We start from the raw sequence: 17,932 nt of genomic DNA on the forward strand, positions 1-17,932 counted from the left end.
AAAGCTTTTGAACCTAAACACTTTTAAATGTAAGTGCTTTTAAGCGTCAGCGCTTTCAAATATAAGTGCTTTGAAAAATCACAGCCTTTAAAGCCAATATTTACTGACCTTGAGTGGTAAAAATGTTTTGTTTGCTTACCTGATATTTGCCATCTTCGCTGGTCACGGTCAACGTCACTGGTGTTTGACCAAATTCGATCACATCTGGATCGCCATAGATGCTCAGTGGCATATCAAAGCTTTCGCCTGCTTCTAAAGGTACATCGTTAAATCGTAGCGCTAAGCTCAATCCTTCTTGTGGCACCAAGGCGATCTTATAAGTATGCGGCTCTTGGGTCTTATTGGTCAGTTTGATGATATAGCTGTTTTCGATCATACCCTGACTATTGATAGAGGACAGCTGGTTGCGGTCACGGCGAATATCAAGCTCTAATGGCACGCGGCCTGTGAGCGCATATACCACACCACCGCACAGTATCGTCAGCAATGCCAGATAAGCAAACAGGCGCGGGCGCAGTACACGGCTCGGCTCTTTTTCGGTCAATTGACGCTCGGTCGTATAGCGAATCAAGCCACGTGGGTAGCCCACTTTGTCCATGATCTCATTACAGGCATCGATACAAGCGGCGCATTGAATACAAGCGACTTGTAAACCATCGCGAATATCGATACCGGTTGGGCACACCTGCACACACATTTGACACTCAATACAGTCGCCCAAGTCATCAGGGTTGGTGCCTTTTTTGCGAGGGCCACGCGGCTCGCCGCGCTCATAATCGTAAGAGACAATAAGCGTGTCTTTATCAAACATGACGCTTTGGAAGCGGCCATAAGGACAAATATGTACACACATCTGCTCACGCATATAACCGGCATTGGCATAAGTGGCAAAGGTAAAGATAAACATCGAAATCCATACCCACGTTGGCCAATCAGGCACAGGGACAATCCCTATCATTTGCCAGCTTTGATACAGATAGTCAGTGCCCGCGACATAACTGACAAAAGTCGCTGCTGTAATCACAGAAAACACAAACCAAATAAAATAGACCAACGCTCGCTTAAATGCTTTTTTTGCGCTCATCGGTTCTTTGTCAAACTTGATGCGTTTATTACGATCGCCGATTACCCATTTTTCGACATACTGATAAAGATGTGTCCAAATCGTTTGCGGGCAGGCATAACCACACCAGACGCGGCCCGCATAGACGGTCACCATAAAGAGGGTAAAGGCGGCAATGATGGCGAATGCTGCTACAAAATAAAAATCTTGGGTCAAAAACGTCAAGCCAAAGATATAATAGTGCTGTGAGGGGACATCAAACCATATCGCCTGCCTACCGTTGTATCGCAGCCATGGCAATAACAAAAACGCCGCCAGTAGTGCATACATCGTGATGACACGAATATTTTGGTAAAAACCTGTGACAAACCTAGGGTGGACGCGATGCTTGGTGGCGTCGAGGTCTACTTGTTGTACAGGGATCTTATTGGGTTGTTGTGCTGACATAAACGTGCCTCTTTAAAAAAAGAATCAGTCTGCTGGCATGATGAACAAACACCTTGAATAATAAGATGCATGAGTGTGCGATGTTATCAATGTCAGTGGGTAGAGGGCAAGACAATCACCTAATCGATGCCAAACCAACTACCAAATGATCGATGGTCAATAGCTAAGAGCCGATAGGCAATGCGGCATTCGGGCAAGCCATCAATATCTCTGCCTATCAAGTATATATTTTAGCATTCTCCCTACTATAAATGGGGTAATAATCCTAAAAAGCAATCTACTGATACCTTATATAGGTGCCTATATATAAAATATATATAAAAGGGAGAACTGCAATGACAGTTCTCCCTTTCTGGTAAATCCATTAAACGATATCAGCAATTGGCTGATTAATAACGATTATAATCAGTTAGCAGTAGCTTCTACTGGCGCTTCAGTCGTCGCAGCGGTCGCAGTTGCTGTAACAGCTTTGGCTGATTTAACAGGCTTGTCTGATAAAGAGTAGACATACGCGGCAAGCAGCATGATACGCTCATTACCCAATTTTGTCTGCCACTCAGGCATCACACCAGCACGGCCATAACGTAAGGTCTCGCGGATGCTTTCGCGATCGCCGCCATAGAGCCAGATATCGTCTGTCAGGTTTGGCGCACCAGTAGAAATCATACCTTTAGCGTCGTCACCATGACAAAGCACACAGTTGGTCGGCTCGTTAAAGATGACCTCACCTTGTGCAACTTTAGTCTGATCTAGATCATAACCTTGTTGGTTACCAGAGATCGATAGGACATACTCAGAGACTGCACGTACACCATCTTCACCGATCTGATCACGCCATGCTGCCATGCCACCAACCCGGCCATTATGTAGGGTCGTTAGGATGTTTTCAGGCGCACCACCATATAACCAATCGTTATCGGTGAGGTTTGGATAGCCCAAAGCGCCCTTGGCGTTAGAGCCGTGACAAACCGCACAGTTTTGTAAAAACAAACGGCTACCCACTTTCAATGCATTTGGGTTTTCAGACAGCTTTTCGACATATGGCGCCAGCTCTGCAACTTTTTGGTCGATCTGAGTTTGCAGGTCAGCTGGCGGGTTGTCACTGCGACGCATGGTCGCTTGTAGCTCGTTCAGCGTCGCTAGTGTCGTAGTTGCGCCTGCTGCATCTGCTTTAACCAAGATATTCTTTTCAAAGTTGTCTGTAAATACTTTGTTGTTGCTCTCAAGCTCACTATATAGCTCGTTTTTAGAGGTCCAAGGCACAGTTTCGCCATCGACTTCTACCGTGGCAAGACCATTCCATTTCGATGGGAAAATTGCTGGAAAAAATATCCAATAAGCAATTGCCCATACGATTGAACCAAAGAATATGACCAACCACCATTTAGGTAAGGGCTTGTCGTATTCTTTAATACCATCATATGCGTGGCCTGTCGTACCATCGTCTTCTAGTTCTGGCTTGTACTTCAATACCATTAGCAAGACACCGAGGATAGCAGCCCAACACATGATACTTAGTATGGTAATCCAAGAACTCCAAAAAAATGTCATCGTTTATCCTTATTGCGCTGCTCTTCAGACAGAGACTTTACATCCTCGTCATCAAGCGCAAGTTGTGCATCTTCTTCGAAGCGTTTTTTGTTTTTTGGCGAATACGCCCACCATGCAACACCTACGAAGGCAACAAAGGCAGAAACGGTCGCAATTGTTTGTAATTCACCAATACCCATTAGCGCTGTCCTTCCATCGCGGTGCCTAGTTGTTGTAAGTAGGCAACCAAAGCATCAAGCTCAGTGGCACCAAGAACAGCATCTGGCGCGCCTTCGATGTCTTCTTCAGTGTAAGGCACACCAAAGCGATCGCGGAATAAACGCATTTTAGCTTGAACATTTGCACCGTTTACTTCATTGGTTGCAAGCCATGGGAAACCAGGCATGACTGACTCTGGTACCAATGAACGCGGTGCGATTAAGTGCTGTTTTTGCCAGTCTTCAGAGTAGCGTCCACCAACACGTGCCAAATCAGGACCAGTACGTTTAGAGCCCCATAAGAACGGGTGATCCCACGTAGATTCAGCAGCACGCGAGTAAGGTCCATAACGCTCAACTTCTGCACGTAATGGACGCACCATTTGCGTATGACAAACGTGACAACCTTCACGAATATAAATATCACGACCTTCAAATTCGAGCGCGGTCCACGGCTCCATAGCAGGCAGGGGAGCATTTACCCCGCCTTCTTCAGGGCTTTTGTTATCATAAATCAGTGGTACGATTTCAACTAGCGTTGCAAAGCTAATAGCAATAACGATACCGATGACCAACAAGCCTGTATTTTTTTCGATAATTTCATGCGGTGTACCAGCCATGATCGCTCCTTATACGTTAGCTGTCGATGGTTTTTCGACACTAGGTTCATGATCCGTTGGATCCGCGACATCTACAGGCTTACCTTCTGGCATCTTGAGTGTTTTATAGCAGTTATATGCCATGACAAACATACCCGATACGTATAAGAAGCCACCAAAAGCACGACCGATATACGGGAAGTGTGAGAACTCAACCGTATCAACGAAACTATATACCAAAGTACCGTCAGGGTTGGTCGCAAGCCACATCATGCCTTGGCCAATACCTGAGATCCACATAGATACGATGTAGAAAACTGTTCCAGCAGTTGCCAGCCAAAAGTGCGTAGTGATTAAGCTGACAGAGTACATTTTTGGTTTGTTATAGATACGTGGTAACAGTACATATAGCGAACCAATGGTAATCATGCCAACCCAGCCAAGCGCGCCTGAGTGTACGTGGCCGACTGTCCAGTCAGTATTGTGTGATAGTGCGTTCACCGTCTTGATAGACATCATTGGGCCTTCGAACGTCGACATCGCGTAGAACGACAATGCCACAATCATAAAGCGAATGATCGGGTCGGTACGCAGCTTATCCCAACTACCTGATAACGTGAGTACACCGTTAATCATACCACCCCAAGATGGTGCAAATAGAATGATGGAGAATACCATTGCCAATGACTGCGTCCAATCAGGAAGCGCTGAATAATGCAAATGGTGACCACCAGCCCACATATATGAAGCAATCAATGCCCAAAAGTGAACGATAGACAAACGGTAAGAATAAATAGGACGACCAATCTGTACAGGAACGAAGTAATACATCATTCCAAGGAACGCCGCCGTCAAGTAAAAACCTACCGCGTTGTGCCCGTACCACCATTGCACCATCGCATCAGTTGCACCGCCAAATAGCGAATAAGATTTGAACGCACTAACAGGAATGGCCATGCTGTTTACGATATGCAGTAGGGCAATCGTAATAATAAAAGCAGCAAAGAACCAGTTAGCCACATAAATATGTGAGGTTTTGCGTTTGATGATTGTACCAAAAAATACGATGGCATAAGAGATCCATACCAAAGCAATTAAGACATCAATAGGCCACTCAAGCTCAGCGTACTCTTTAGTTGACGTCAAACCTAGAGGAAGGGTAATAACGGCAGAAACAATCACTGCCTGCCAACCCCAAAAGGTAAACCAAGCTAAGTACGGTGCAAATAGGCGCGTTTTACAGGTGCGCTGAACGATATAGTAAGACGTTGCGAACAGGGCACAGCCACCGAACGCAAAAATGACCGCATTAGTATGTAGCGGTCTGAGACGACTAAACGTCAGCCATGGAATGTCAAAGTTGAGTGCTGGCCATGCCAACTGTGAAGCAATGAACACACCAAGACTCATGCCGACGATGCCCCATACTACGGCCATGATCGTAAAAAAACGTACGATAGTGATTTCGTATTCACGGTCCACTGGGGCGACTGCTGTGTTTTGTAAACTCATTGGATGATTCCTTTACAGCCCGAATTATCAACAGAATTAACTAACGCTCCGCACCATCTAGAGCTATCTCTTAGATGAACTTAGCGGTACATGCTGTTTTTGGTCTGCCTATTATCCTTAGATTATCACCTATCTGTCTAAGCTTGCGCTTAATAGCAGCGGGTATTAAAGACCAAAGCGTATTGACGCCAAAGGTTTGTAGCTGCTCGATAGTAGGATTGTTAACAACCTGTCAAAATAAATAAGCAGATGCGCCGTTTTGAGCATCAAACATCTAATGAGGCAAAGTATTTATCTTAATTATTACTAAAAACGCTGTACCAATGAAGATAGATACCAATATCCATAAGGTCCTAAAGCCTACTGACCGTAGATGTATGCTAGCGGCGGCTGACAAAAAAACATGTTTAGGTAATGTTTAGTTAAAACTCCCGACTCTGTTTAAGGGTATTGTAACGCAATCCTAATCAAATATCATCACACTCATGCGCCAAAATACAAACTCTTTGGTAAAAATCTGAGCAAACAGCGGAAAATCGCTGTGTCATTTGTGCATTTTATACCCAGTTTTGGGACGGTTCTAAAGGGTGCCTGCGACAAAAAATGCGGTGAATGGTAGGCAAAAACATCAACGATATCGCCGCAATTATCTTGTATCAGACCCATAATAGTTGCGACTATGCGATTTGAAGTGGCCAGTATTTTTGTAACAATCTCGTCATATGCTGTCTAAATAGGTTTTACTTATCCGCCGCTCGGCCTTTATAATGTGGCTGAACACAATCGATAACCGCGCACCTTTGGTCGCCTAATCTAAGGTGTGCCCTCGTTATTGGTACGAGGCGCGTCTTAATAACAATTAAGGATAATAATATGGCAGTTTTTTTGACAGATGAATGGTTTGAGCAAGTAGAGCAAATGAGCAATGACGCGGGTGAGTTAAACCTGCCGCCTGCCTTGGCAAATATGGTTGTCAATCTAAAAGTGTCTGATGCTGAGCAAGATATCGAGGCCAATTTTGCCAATGGCCTACTGCACCGCGGTCTAAATGAATCGGCGACAACGACCTTGCTGTTGGATCGTGATATTTTACAATCCATCATCACCGATTTTAATACCAATGAAATCATGGGGGCGTTTATGGCAGGCAAGATTCGTGTCGAAGGCGATATGTCACAGCTGATGGCTGTGCAGACCGCGCGTCCAAGTGCTGAGCAAAAAGAGCTATATACTCGTATCAAGTCTATGACGACGATGGCGTAGATCTTATATTGAGTGGTTTGTACTCAAGCCATTGATATACAATTCACTCAGATATACAAAAGCCCCTATTTATTTAGGGGCTTTTTATTTGCTCAAACATTCAACTGTCATAGCAGCTGGACAATTATCTGTTTATCGGACAACTGTCTTGTTTCATTAGATTGTATCAATTTAATTTTATCAGCTGGCTTTAGACTGCGCCGACGCTTGCTGGTTTTCTTTATAGATGGCGGCTTGGAGCCAAACGTTTGCTTGCACATAGTCGTGAACAGCAATCGCGGCAGTTTCAGGAGTATTGAGGGCAGCGATACGCACGACGAATGGGTCGGCATCTTGCTCACGTAGGATCACTACATCAAACAACAAAATGGATTTGTCATTAAAAGTCGTTTCTTGCTTACCGAGCACTTGACCTTGGCACCAGGCCTCGTCCTCTTGGCCTAAGGTGTCGCCAAATAAATACGCGCACATATGACCAAGGTTGATTTCGACAGGTGCCATCTGCTCTTTGGTCTCAGGTTGCCAGTTGCTGATTTGCTCTTGTAGGTCATCTGGGATTTGGCCGTCATTGGCAGCGACGATGTCATTAAAAGCACGGTGATAACGAATCGATTCTTGATCCTCTACCATCACCACTTCGTTTTGTTCGCTTAGCTGGATTTCGTGCGCCCATGCGCTAAAATTGACAAAATAACTGGTGTCTTGCTGATATAAATGGCGATTGGTGGTATAAAGTTGGTCAAAGGCATAAATGATACTGCCATCAGCCGTGCGTAAGCGCAAAACGGCGTCGTGCGAGTGATCGTTGGCAATGATCCGCTCGATTTTACAATGCAGCCCGTATGGGCTATCGACGCAGGGGTAGGCATTGATAAAGCATTCAGGCTTGCCATCTTTCATGGCCAGTACTTGATTGATGTGGCAAGGCTGGTCTTCTGAGAGCAGCAGACAGCTGTCTTTGGCACTGATGTTGTTGTTTAGACCTTTGGGCATCGCCGCATGTTCGATCATCTTCTGTAGCCACTCTGGGACGTCGTTACTCATATCGTCTGTCAGAATACGCCAATGATCAGCATGGCCGGCTGATTGCTCGTCGCTCAAGGCGACTTTGGTGGGGGACTGGATGTTTTTATATTGGTAGTTGATGGTCATGAGATACTCAAAATTAAGTCAGCGTGGGGTTTGGACCTAAAGTGACGGGCTTATATACCAATATATCATATCAAAATTGGATGATGATAAGCTGCGACGTTTTAGCGAGAGGTCAACAAACCGCAATGAATTAGGGGTTAATGACAATTGTCTTTGGCATATAATATATAGGTATTGCCGCAAGCAATAGCAAGTCCCTCATAAAAAATAATAACAAAAGTGAGTTTTTTCGCAAAAAAAATGGACAGTTTGTGCGAATGACTGGCACATATAAGACAAATTGTGTCAAACTAGCTCCCTTTTGACGGCTGCGTTTGGCTCGTCTGAAACCCTATTTTTGTGTTTGATTTATATGTGGGTATGGTCAGTGTTCTTAGAAAATAGAGCGCGGCACCACCACTTGTTTTTATAACATATATAGAGTCGCACGTAGATAAGATAAAGAGTTTGAATATGTTTCGTCCTTTAGCGTTATTTATCGGCTTACGTTATACCCGCGCAGAGCGTAGTAATCGCTTCATCTCCTTTATATCGCTGATATCCATGATTGGTTTGACGCTTGGCGTTGCGGTATTGATCACGGTGCTTTCGGTGATGAATGGCTTTGATCGTGAGCTCAAGACCCGTATTTTGGGCATGGTGCCGCAAGCCACGGTGGTGTCATCAGAGATTATGAGTGACTGGCAGGATCTGGCTTCTCAGATCAAAGAAGATCCTGAGGTCGCAGCAGTTGCGCCATTTATCCAGCTACAGGGGATGCTGACTTCAAACGGCCAAGTCGCGGGTATCATGGTTACAGGTGTCGAGCCTGAATACGAAAAAAACGTCTCTATCATCAATGAGCATATGGTCGAAGGCAGTATTGACACCCTACAAAGCGGCGAGTTTAATATTGTGTTGGGTGAGGAGATGGTGCAATCGCTTGGGCTGCAGCTGGGTGATAAAGTCACGCTGGTATTGCCAGAAGCCTCTCCGTCGCCTGCTGGCGTGATTCCGCGGTTTAAGCGCTTTACCTTGACGGGGATATTTACCATCAGTCCAGAGGTTGACAGTCTGATGGCGTTTATCCCCATGGGCGATGGCGCCAAACTGCTGCGTCTACCAGAGGGCGCGCAGGGCGTGCGCATGAAGCTCGATGACATCTTTGCTGCCCCAATGGCAGCAGAAAAAGCGGCGGCCATCGCTCCTGAAAGGCTCTATCCCAGTGACTGGACACAGACGCATGGCAATTTGTTTGGTGCCATCCAGATGGAAAAAGCCATGGTCGGTTTGCTGCTGTTTTTGATCATCTTGGTCGCCGCGTTTAATATCGTCTCAAGCCTTGTGATGCTCGTCACTGACAAAAAAGCCGACATCGCGATTTTAAAGACTTTTGGCGCGTCACCACGTCTGATTACGCAGGTCTTTATGGTACAGGGTGTGGTGATCGGCTTTATCGGTACTATTGCTGGGACGGTATTGGGTATTATATTTGCCTTGACGGTCAGTGATATCTTGGGCTTTATCAATCAAAGCTTTGGGCTAAATCTGTTTGATGCCTACTTTATCAATTACTTACCATCGCAGCTGCGTTTGACGGATGTGCTATTGATTACTACGGCCTCGTTTGTACTGAGCTTTTTGGCCACTATTTATCCAGCACGCCGTGCCGCTAAGATACAACCAGCGCAAACGCTGCGTTATGAGTGATAAACTTACCCAACTGTGCACGATATGAAATCAATAGCGATAGCAATAAAATAAAGGAAATACCATGTCTGCCATCTTAGAGGCAAAAAACATCAATAAAATATATGATGAAGGGGCGGTCAGTACGCAGGTATTGACAGGTCTGGATTTGACCGTCAATGCAGGCGAGCGTATCGCCATCGTTGGCACCAGTGGCTCGGGAAAAAGCACGTTGCTTCACTTACTGGGCGGTCTTGATACACCAACCAGTGGTGAGGTTTGGCTACATGGCAAGTTACTCAATAGCATGAATGAGACTGAGCGCGGGGCGATGCGTAATGAGTACTTGGGATTTATTTACCAGTTTCATCACTTGTTGGCAGAGTTTACCGCGGTCGAAAACGTCGCTATGCCGCTGCTGATGCGCCCAAAAGTATCGACGACTGATGCTCGAGATCAAGCCATTGCGATACTAAAGAGTGTCGGTTTGGAGCACCGTTTGACGCACAGACCAGGTGAGCTATCAGGCGGTGAGCGTCAGCGAGTGGCGATTGCGCGTGCGCTGGTCACCAAGCCCTCACTGATCTTAGCTGATGAGCCAACGGGTAACTTGGACTATGACAACGCCCAGAGTATATTTGGGTTGTTATCAGAGTTACAAAGCACCATGCAAACGGCGCTACTGATGGTGACTCATGATCGCAGCCTAGCGGCACTGGCAGATCGTCAACTGCTACTGCGTAACGGTCATTGGGAAGCCTACTAACGCCCAAGTAGAGGCACACCCAAGCCAATAATAGACTAGAAGAGCTGATATAAAATTCCAATCACAAGCTGATCACTGACAGCGTTGCTTATAGTTAAAAAGGTGACTATGATGAATAAAGATGACGACCCAATCGCTGCGTTTGGTAGTGCCGAAGAAGGCAATGAGCCGTTGCAGCCGTATATCGATCCGGCGCTGTTTGACACCTTAGATAGACAAGCGCAAATAGAGATACTCACACCAATCTTTGATGCGATCACCATCGCAGGCGTGGACTACGACCTAAAGGTACAAGACAGCGCCACAGGCAAGCGCTATGTACTGCTCAATGATGACAAAGTGATTGAGGTCTTTATCATGGAAAGTAATCTGACCGACAAGGTCAAAAACGCCATCGATGCGCACAAAGCGCGTGAAGGCGAGCTATAGCGCGAAGGGCTGGCATGGGACGGCAAATTAGCGGTATTAGCAATAATAGAAGGACGGTATGACAGAGGCCGTATTAGGGTTTGTCATAAGGCGATTGGTCTGAGGCGTCTTGTTGCCGCTTTTGCCAACTAACGACGGTTTTGTAGCGCCAAATAGCCTTGAACGCCAGACCGCAAATAAGACTACTAACCACGGCCAATATCGTCAGGCCAAGACAAAAAGCGGTCAGTGATACTGTGCCTTTATAAGTGATAAAGGGGTTGGCACCGTCTGATAATGCCCATAAACTAAAATCAGCAATCATCCGACCGATCAATCGCAGGCTGATCATGGGTACATCGATGATTTTGGCACCGATATAATAGCCTGCATAAAATATCGGTAGGCTGGTCACAGGGTTGGTAATCCAAGTCAGGCCAAGCGCCATAGGGACGTTGGCACGAAAAATAAGCGAGCCGAGTAAGGCCAGCAGCATTTGCCCTGGCAAAGGAAAAAATGCACTGAGTACACCGATATAGACCGCCTTGTTTAAGCTATGGCGGTTAAAATGCCATAGACGTGCGTCAGCCAACTGCGGGGCAAACAGTTTTAAGGTACGGCTTTCTAGGATTTTTTCTGGTGTAGGGAGCAGGTCTTTGAGACGTTTTTGGGGCACAGGATCGCCTTTCATCGTTAACGACAGTCCGCTCAAGCGCATTGATGGACTGAGATAAAGTAGTATTAATAATAAAAATCAGGCTAAAAGTTTTATTAGAATATAAAGGCTAACAATGCGAGATCATCCTTAGCGCAATATAGGCAATCAGTATAGGGTAATAGTCGTGTAAATGCTATTGCATGACGTGTCAGTCGTGATGGGTTTATGATCAAATCCTCGAGCAAGGAGTGCTGGTGTATTGGTTGGTAGGTGGTTTGATTATCGTCGTGATGATGGGAGTGCTGGCCGTTGCAGATAGCATGCCAAGCGTCTCATCACTGGTTGATACCATTAATCCTTCAGTATTAGCCCTCATACTAGTGATGATGAGCCTTGCGCTTATTATGCTCTCTCGCCTTTATACACCTGCCACTCCAGCCGCGCAATCAACGCCATTTTCTTCTCAGACCTCCTCACAGTCACCTGTTATTGAGTTATCCATTACCAAACGCCTTTTGCTCTTTGTCCGTCATATAGTGGTCGTGATACTGGCAGCGGGGCTAATAGGGGTTAGCACGTTACAAGCACTGGTCAGTCACCAACAAGCGGAGTCGAGCAAAATCACTGCGCCACTACGCGTGCAAGCATTGGTGACAATCGAAGGTATCAGCGATAGTGTTTTGGATGCAGCTGCAGACACTGGCTATCGGCAGGTGGCAGTCATCACCCACCTCTCGCCTTTGGTCTCTGAGCTGACACCGCAAGATTTGGATAATCTCACCGCTAGCCACTTAGCAGATGTACAATCACATACCAATAAAAATAGCCTAAGTATTAAAAGCAATTCAATCAATCTTGATACGCTGCACACTGATAGGCATCGCATATTGCTTAGTGCTTATCCTCAATCTTCGCGTCGGCCAGAGACGGCCAAGCAGTTTGCCAATCTCTCTCAGCTAAAACCAGGGGAGACGCGGTGGATGAGCTTGGCGCTGTCTCCATTGGCGACGGCCAAGCAGGCAACCAGTAGCCCCTCTGGCTTTGACAGCTATCGCTGGTTGCGCGGTCGCCATATCGATGGAGTGGCGCGTGTACTGGTGACAGCGACGCAGCCTGTCAGTACTGCTGATACAGATCTGCTCGTGGCACCTTCTTCTCTTTCTCATCTGTCGCGCGTGCGTACGTATATCGATCGCGGACGCTGGCAGCTGCGCCAGCATTTTTATCAAGGCTGGCATATGCTTACTGGCGATGAGCAACAAGCAAAGGCGGTTACGCTCAGCTTGCTGACAGGAGATAGGAGCCTTATCAGTCGCGATACCAAAGAGCTATACCAGCTGGCGGGCATCTCGCATTTACTGGCAATATCAGGCACCCACGTTTTGTTTTTGGCCATTGTGTTGGCAGGTGCAGCGGTGATGATAGTCAATCAGTTATATCCCGCCTTGTATCGTTACGTACCACGCTGGCAAGTGCGCTGGTGGGTGATGATTGGCGCGGCTTTTGTTTATGCGCTATTTACTGGGTTTGATGTGCCTGCTGCTCGTACCGCCTGGATGCTATTTGCTATAGGGCTGATACGCCTGAGCTTATTGCCTGTTAGTACCATGCGGGTATTGCTAGCGCTGGCTGTTCTTATGGCGTGGTGCGATCCTTATGTATTATGGCAGGCAGGCTATTGGTTATCATTTGTCGCAGTGGCGCTATTACTTAAGTATGAAGACAGATCACATCACCCTCATACATTGGCCAGCACGCAGACAAACACACCATCGTCGTATCAGAATGAGGCTGGCGGCAGGCTATGGCTGCGGCAGGGATGGGGCGTAGCCAAACGTGTCTTTAAGTTACAGTTTTGGTTGTTTATTGCTTTATTGCCCATCACATTGCTACTCTTTGGCAAGGCCTCATTATGGGGTCTTATCATCAATATGTTTGCCATCGGTTTATTCGGCTGGGTCATTGTACCGCTGAATTTATTGGCAGGCTTGATTTATCTGCTATCGCCGACGCTGGCAGATGGTCTATGGTCGTTTGTCACCGCCATTATCCTGAGCTTGCATCAGCTAATCGATTGGTTGACGACATTGCCTGCATTGTCTGCCGCGTGGTTGTACACACCCATCAACATGGCTATCGTGCTAATGATGGTATTGGTGATATTGCCTTGGCTGTTGCCACGAGGGCTCATCAGTCGCGGGTTAGCACTGCCGCCTTTGGTGCTGCTCATGATGACGGTTTATGCCAATCAGCAATCATTGATGACTGTACCGACGCTTTACTTATTGCCGACTGGCGATCAGTATATAAGCGCCAGTGTGCTGCAATACCCCATGACGGATGACAGTGGGGAGAGTGGTGAAGATGAAGTCAGTTGGTTATTTTTGGCAGAACACAGACCAAGTGAGGCACCGACCATGCCAAGTAGGCTTACCGCAGAGGCATTGTCTGCCACTGTGGCGCAGCAGCTGGGTAGCTTATCAATAAAGCGCTTGCACGGTGTCGTTGTACAAAGTAGCAGCGCCGCTTTGAGTCAAAGACAAATCAATGATGATCCGCCAAAGTCCTTGCAGGCTTCTACCTCTGAGTTGTTGCCTCTGACAGTGCTGCAGCTATCGCAGCATTTACCGACTTATCAGTACTGGCAAGCAGGGCGCATCGATAGATGGCCAGCCTTGCAAGCCGCTTATCAAGTCACTCATCCCGCCGCGGCAAAGTCTTCTATCAGTGCGCAGCGCTGTGAGGAGGGCAAAACATGGCAATCGGCCAATAACAAGTTGTCCATCACCGCGATGACAGGTTGGCGTCAGATAGAGGACGCTAGCGTGTGGGACTGTACGATAGCGATCGATCTTAGCGGTATAAAGAGTAGCCGTATGCCGATACAAGTGCTTAGGTATAACGCGGCTGCACCGCTCAAATCTTCTGCTGCTAGCGTGCAAGCACTTCTTGATCGCTTAGCGACTCAGCCGTCTGACTCATCATCGCCGCAGCGCCATACACCACCTGAACGCATCATCTTAAATGCCGATAGCCATGCACGAGTCTGGCAGTTATGGTCGCTGATGTGTACAGATGAGCGCGCAACGTCGGCACAGAGTAGGTGGCTCGGTCACAGCACGTCGTCTGTCACCGCTGATGTACTAGAGCGCCAGCGTGTCGGGGTAGTTATCACGCATGATGATAAAATATTGCCAGCCGCACTGCCCTTAGAGACAAGAGATACAAGTATGGCGTCACCCTAATAAAGATGCTGCCATAAAAACAAGGTTTGGCCGATCAGTGTTACAATATGGTGATATTTCACCGTTATACTATATTTTACCGTTATGCTATTGAACCATGCTAAAAATAGCACCATACTTAGCAGCACTATTCACAGCTGATATCAATGGATAAAGGCATCATGGGCAAAGTATCGCGGCCCATGTGTGCTTATATGCTGTTTTTTTATCGTTTTAGATTGTTTCTGACTTAGGAAGTTATATGCCCAATTGGCCACCAGACCCTAACAAACGTCCTGATAATACCCCAAATCAGCCAACGCCAATACAGCAGCCAAGCCAACCAAGCGGGCAAGAATGGCGACTACTAGAAAATACCTTGTTGGCCAGTGTGGTTGAGCAGCGCCGCGCCCGTCGTTGGGGGATTTTCTTTAAGCTATTAACCTTTGGCTATATTTTACTGATATTTTTGACCTTGGGCCGTGGTTGCAGCAGCAAAGCGCCAACGGGGCTCGAAGGTGTCGATACCAGTAAGCCGCATCTGGCTGTGGTCGAGCTACAAGGGGTCATTAGCAGTGGCGATGTGGCCAACGCGTATGACGTCAATGAAGCCCTGACCCGCGCCTTTGAAAACAGCAATGCCAAAGCGGTCGCCTTAGACATCAACTCGCCTGGCGGCTCGCCCGTACAGTCTGATGAGATTTGGCAGACGATGATGGACTTGCGTCAAGAATATCCAGACAAGAAACTCTATGCCGTTATCGGTGATGTCGGTGCCTCAGGCGCTTACTATATCGCGTCTGCTGCTGATGAGATTTATGTCAATCCGTCAAGCCTCGTCGGCTCTATCGGGGTGATTATGCCAAGCTATAATATCGAAGGCTTGATGGATAAGTTTGGTGTCGAAGACCGTACCATCACCGCAGGCGAGTACAAAGATATTTTAAGCTTGTCACGCCCACTGACCGACTATGAAGAAAATCATGTCGAAAAAGTACTGGCCAACACTCATAAGCACTTTATCAACGCTGTAAAAGAAGGCCGCGGTGACCGTCTAAAAAACCCTGAACAAAACAAGCTATTTTCAGGCCTTTTTTGGACAGGTGAACAGTCCATAGAGCTGGGTTTGGCAGATAAGAAAGGCAGCATCGCCAGCTTAGAGAAGCAGCTAGAGCTAGACAATGTCGTCAACTATAGCCCAACCGATCCGTTCCAGCTCTTTATGGACCGCTTTGCTGTTAAGTTGGGCGCTGGCGTGGGTTCGAGCATCGGCCTTGATGTGTTGCCACAATCAGAGGGTAACGCGCAGATGCGCTAAGTACTGTATGTTTTCATACGATTGTGTATGATGGTTGAGGCTGGGCGTATGCTCAGCCTCATTGGTATGTCACATTCATTATCTGCCATACCAATGACAAATAACGTAAACCATATAAATCATATAAACCACCATATAAACCATATTGTCACATTTGATCAGGATCTGATGAGAGCTTGTTATGAATGATGAAGTCGAATTGCAGACCTTTAGCGCCGCACTGCCCATCTCAAAAATAACCCAGAAGCCTGTGCTGCATTTTGCCCATGCCAATGGTATGCCAAGCGCGGTCTATCAGCCGTTTTTTGAGCATTTATCTGAGTTTTTTACCATTGAGTATATTGCCAGACTGGGCGATACTCCTGGCTATCCGGTGGATAATCATTGGCGCAGCCTGACGCAGCAGGTTATTGATAGCGTAAAAAACGCGTGTGACAAGCATGGCGTGACTCAAGTGGTGGCAGTGGGTCACTCGCTTGGCGCGATGTGTACCTTGCAGGCACTGTACCGCGCGCCTGAGCACTTTGCCCAAGCGGTGCTGATGGATCCGCCATGGATTTATGGCAAAACCAGTCTACTTTGGCATATGGCCAAAACAATAGACAGACTGCCGCTTATGAATAACCGCTTAATGGACGCATTGTCGCCCTCTGGGATATCGAAACGTCGCCGTGATGTTTGGGACAGCCGAGAGGCAGCCTACGAAAAAATGCGTCATAAAGGTTTTTTTAAGAATTTTGATGAGCGCAGCTTTCAGGGCTATATCGAGCATGGATTGCACGAGCGCGCCGATGGCAAGGTGACACTGGCCATTCCCAAAGCCAGTGAGGTGGCGGTGTTTCGTACCAATCCTTCTTGGTATTGGCTGACGCCCAATCGTGGCCCTAAGGTACCTGTGACGTTGATTATCGGCGAGGATAGCTTGTTTTTAAAGCGCCACTTCCCGCAGCAGGTTCAATCGCGGCTAGGCATTGCGTACCAGACCCATGCAGGCGGTCATATGTTCCCACTTGAGTACCCAGAGTCAGTCGCGCAACACGTACTATCATTGATTGAGCAGCAGCTAAAGCCTAGCGGCGAAAACTAACCACCTACACCGCGACAGATACAGGCTATAGTCGATTCTCAATAAAACAGATACATTATAGGTCAACGTGGCACTGGGATAAATTTTCCTTGCGAGCTGTGCCTGCGCTGCTCGATGCTGCATAAAATTTATCCCAGTCCCACTGTATCATTTTTATACTGAACTCACCATATAGGCTCTAAATAGCTAGGCAGTGTGCTACTTTAAGTGACGATTTATGCAAAAAAACACGACCATCGCCCATCAAACCTCTATCATAAAACAACCGCCGCTGTTTTCGCGTTTGGGCGCGTTTGTGCTGACGGTAGGGGTGGTGATGGCGTTTTTTATCAGTCAGCTATTAGGGGTTTATATCGCTGGCAAGTTGGTATTGCCCACTGGTAAAAGCGCCAGCATGGCTGATATTTTTTATTTTGGCAGTAATGATGGCACGGTCGTCAGCCTCTCTATCCTCATAGGCTGTGTTTTGTTAGTCGCTATGAGCGGTTTGCTGATTGATATCAGGGGCGGCAACGTACGGCACTATCTGGCACTAACGCCGTTTTCACTCGCAGTCGGCATAGGTATGCTTGGGGTGTTATTGCTGTTTATGATTGGCAGTCAGGCCTTGACGTATGTGTTGGGTGAGACGCCGCTGGTGTTTGTCGATCCGCTGTATCAGTCTGTCAGCTCGGTGTGGCTATTGGTGTTTGCAATGGTGATCGTCGCGCCTGTTTATGAGGAGCTGATATTTCGTGGGCTCCTGTGGTCGGCAATCGCTGAGCAGTTTATAGATACAGATAATTTATCACATTTATCGCCGCGCGGGGCAGTTGTTGCAAGCGTCGTGACCAGTTTGATATTTGCGGTCATTCATGTGCAGTACGGCGTCTATGAGATCAGTACCATTGTGGTACTGGCATTGATATTTTGTTATGCGCGTTTTAAGTCAGGCTCGCTGCTGCTGCCGATACTACTACATATCATCAATAATGGCGCTGCTATGTGGCAGTATCTGGCGCAAGTGGCTTAAGTAGTAA

General features: G+C 47.1%; 15 protein-coding genes. 8 read left to right on the top strand and 7 right to left on the bottom strand.

Going from position 1 to position 17,932, the window contains the following annotated elements; genetic code table 11:
* Positions 1-100: 100 nt before the first annotated feature.
* The 5 genes from ccoG to ccoN all read right to left on the bottom strand — a co-directional run bounded on the left by ccoG (position 101) and on the right by ccoN (position 5,369).
* A complete protein-coding gene (ccoG, locus tag JFC05_RS01715) occupies positions 101-1,510 on the bottom strand; it encodes a cytochrome c oxidase accessory protein CcoG (RefSeq protein ID WP_198335514.1) in 1,410 nt (469 codons plus the stop codon).
* A gap of 405 nt (positions 1,511-1,915) precedes the next feature.
* Positions 1,916-3,061 carry a cytochrome-c oxidase, cbb3-type subunit III gene (gene ccoP / locus JFC05_RS01720; RefSeq protein WP_198335515.1) on the bottom strand — a complete coding sequence of 382 codons (1,146 nt, stop codon included), beginning with the start codon at positions 3,059-3,061 and terminating at the stop codon, positions 1,916-1,918.
* Positions 3,058-3,240, bottom strand: coding sequence for a CcoQ/FixQ family Cbb3-type cytochrome c oxidase assembly chaperone (locus tag JFC05_RS01725; protein WP_075101084.1), 183 nt, complete (start codon positions 3,238-3,240; stop codon positions 3,058-3,060). Before JFC05_RS01725 ends, ccoP begins: the two co-directional genes overlap by 4 nt.
* On the bottom strand, positions 3,240-3,878 hold the full coding sequence (gene ccoO / locus JFC05_RS01730) for a cytochrome-c oxidase, cbb3-type subunit II (protein WP_192993416.1): 639 nt from the start codon (positions 3,876-3,878) through the stop codon (positions 3,240-3,242). The genes JFC05_RS01725 and ccoO overlap by 1 nt, the downstream gene beginning before the upstream one ends.
* A gap of 9 nt (positions 3,879-3,887) precedes the next feature.
* A complete protein-coding gene (ccoN, locus tag JFC05_RS01735; RefSeq protein ID WP_198335516.1) occupies positions 3,888-5,369 on the bottom strand; it encodes a cytochrome-c oxidase, cbb3-type subunit I in 1,482 nt (493 codons plus the stop codon).
* Positions 5,370-6,242: 873 nt separating this feature from the next.
* Between ccoN and JFC05_RS01740 the strand changes: the two genes are divergently transcribed.
* Positions 6,243-6,632 carry an SCP2 sterol-binding domain-containing protein gene (locus tag JFC05_RS01740; RefSeq protein ID WP_105245112.1) on the top strand — a complete coding sequence of 130 codons (390 nt, stop codon included), beginning with the start codon at positions 6,243-6,245 and terminating at the stop codon, positions 6,630-6,632.
* Between the two features lie 180 nt (positions 6,633-6,812).
* On the opposite strand, the gene JFC05_RS01745 is transcribed toward JFC05_RS01740, so the two are convergent.
* On the bottom strand, positions 6,813-7,784 hold the full coding sequence (locus tag JFC05_RS01745) for a hypothetical protein (RefSeq protein WP_198335517.1): 972 nt from the start codon (positions 7,782-7,784) through the stop codon (positions 6,813-6,815).
* A 453-nt stretch (positions 7,785-8,237) separates the two neighbouring features.
* Here JFC05_RS01745 and JFC05_RS01750 point away from each other — a divergent pair, with 453 nt between their 5' ends.
* The 3 genes from JFC05_RS01750 to JFC05_RS01760 all read left to right on the top strand — a co-directional run bounded on the left by JFC05_RS01750 (position 8,238) and on the right by JFC05_RS01760 (position 10,647).
* On the top strand, positions 8,238-9,473 hold the full coding sequence (locus JFC05_RS01750; protein WP_198335518.1) for a lipoprotein-releasing ABC transporter permease subunit: 1,236 nt from the start codon (positions 8,238-8,240) through the stop codon (positions 9,471-9,473).
* Positions 9,474-9,537: 64 nt separating this feature from the next.
* The gene (gene lolD / locus JFC05_RS01755) at positions 9,538-10,218 is read left to right on the top strand and encodes a lipoprotein-releasing ABC transporter ATP-binding protein LolD (protein WP_105245115.1); all 681 of its coding nucleotides are present in this window, start codon (positions 9,538-9,540) and stop codon (positions 10,216-10,218) included.
* 108 nt (positions 10,219-10,326) lie between these two features.
* On the top strand, positions 10,327-10,647 hold the full coding sequence (locus JFC05_RS01760) for a hypothetical protein (RefSeq protein WP_227697365.1): 321 nt from the start codon (positions 10,327-10,329) through the stop codon (positions 10,645-10,647).
* A 73-nt stretch (positions 10,648-10,720) separates the two neighbouring features.
* On the opposite strand, the gene JFC05_RS01765 is transcribed toward JFC05_RS01760, so the two are convergent.
* Entirely contained in the window at positions 10,721-11,302 is a 582-nt protein-coding gene (locus JFC05_RS01765) for a DUF2062 domain-containing protein (RefSeq protein ID WP_241900650.1), read from the bottom strand.
* Between the two features lie 236 nt (positions 11,303-11,538).
* Between JFC05_RS01765 and JFC05_RS01770 the strand changes: the two genes are divergently transcribed.
* The 4 genes from JFC05_RS01770 (at position 11,539) to JFC05_RS01785 (ending at position 17,925) form a co-directional block, all read left to right on the top strand.
* Positions 11,539-14,529: a ComEC/Rec2 family competence protein gene (locus JFC05_RS01770; RefSeq protein WP_244658159.1), complete on the top strand. Its 2,991-nt coding sequence runs from the start codon at positions 11,539-11,541 to the stop codon at positions 14,527-14,529.
* A gap of 241 nt (positions 14,530-14,770) precedes the next feature.
* Positions 14,771-15,826, top strand: a complete 1,056-nt coding sequence (gene sppA / locus JFC05_RS01775; protein WP_105245118.1) for a signal peptide peptidase SppA — start codon at positions 14,771-14,773, stop codon at positions 15,824-15,826.
* Between the two features lie 181 nt (positions 15,827-16,007).
* The gene (locus JFC05_RS01780) at positions 16,008-16,913 is read left to right on the top strand and encodes an alpha/beta fold hydrolase (RefSeq protein WP_198335519.1); all 906 of its coding nucleotides are present in this window, start codon (positions 16,008-16,010) and stop codon (positions 16,911-16,913) included.
* A 217-nt stretch (positions 16,914-17,130) separates the two neighbouring features.
* Positions 17,131-17,925 (top strand): CPBP family intramembrane glutamic endopeptidase, encoded by a 795-nt coding sequence (locus JFC05_RS01785; protein ID WP_198335520.1) that lies wholly within the window; start codon positions 17,131-17,133, stop codon positions 17,923-17,925.
* Positions 17,926-17,932 lie beyond the last annotated feature (7 nt).

Origin of the sequence: Psychrobacter celer (genome assembly GCF_016107555.1) — a bacterium.
Lineage (GTDB): Bacteria > Pseudomonadota > Gammaproteobacteria > Pseudomonadales > Moraxellaceae > Psychrobacter > Psychrobacter celer.

Bases quoted from the DNA above. Each gene is read 5' to 3' on its own strand.
- ccoG (WP_198335514.1), bottom strand. From the start codon at position 1,510: ATGTCAGCACAACAACCCAATAAGATCCCTGTACAACAAGTAGACCTC.
- ccoP (WP_198335515.1), bottom strand. From the start codon at position 3,061: ATGACATTTTTTTGGAGTTCTTGGATTACCATACTAAGTATCATGTGT.
- JFC05_RS01725 (WP_075101084.1), bottom strand. From the start codon at position 3,240: ATGGGTATTGGTGAATTACAAACAATTGCGACCGTTTCTGCCTTTGTT.
- ccoO (WP_192993416.1), bottom strand. From the start codon at position 3,878: ATGGCTGGTACACCGCATGAAATTATCGAAAAAAATACAGGCTTGTTG.
- ccoN (WP_198335516.1), bottom strand. From the start codon at position 5,369: ATGAGTTTACAAAACACAGCAGTCGCCCCAGTGGACCGTGAATACGAA.
- JFC05_RS01740 (WP_105245112.1), top strand. From the start codon at position 6,243: ATGGCAGTTTTTTTGACAGATGAATGGTTTGAGCAAGTAGAGCAAATG.
- JFC05_RS01745 (WP_198335517.1), bottom strand. From the start codon at position 7,784: ATGACCATCAACTACCAATATAAAAACATCCAGTCCCCCACCAAAGTC.
- JFC05_RS01750 (WP_198335518.1), top strand. From the start codon at position 8,238: ATGTTTCGTCCTTTAGCGTTATTTATCGGCTTACGTTATACCCGCGCA.
- lolD (WP_105245115.1), top strand. From the start codon at position 9,538: ATGTCTGCCATCTTAGAGGCAAAAAACATCAATAAAATATATGATGAA.
- JFC05_RS01760 (WP_227697365.1), top strand. From the start codon at position 10,327: ATGATGAATAAAGATGACGACCCAATCGCTGCGTTTGGTAGTGCCGAA.
- sppA (WP_105245118.1), top strand. From the start codon at position 14,771: ATGCCCAATTGGCCACCAGACCCTAACAAACGTCCTGATAATACCCCA.
- JFC05_RS01780 (WP_198335519.1), top strand. From the start codon at position 16,008: ATGAATGATGAAGTCGAATTGCAGACCTTTAGCGCCGCACTGCCCATC.
- JFC05_RS01785 (WP_198335520.1), top strand. From the start codon at position 17,131: ATGCAAAAAAACACGACCATCGCCCATCAAACCTCTATCATAAAACAA.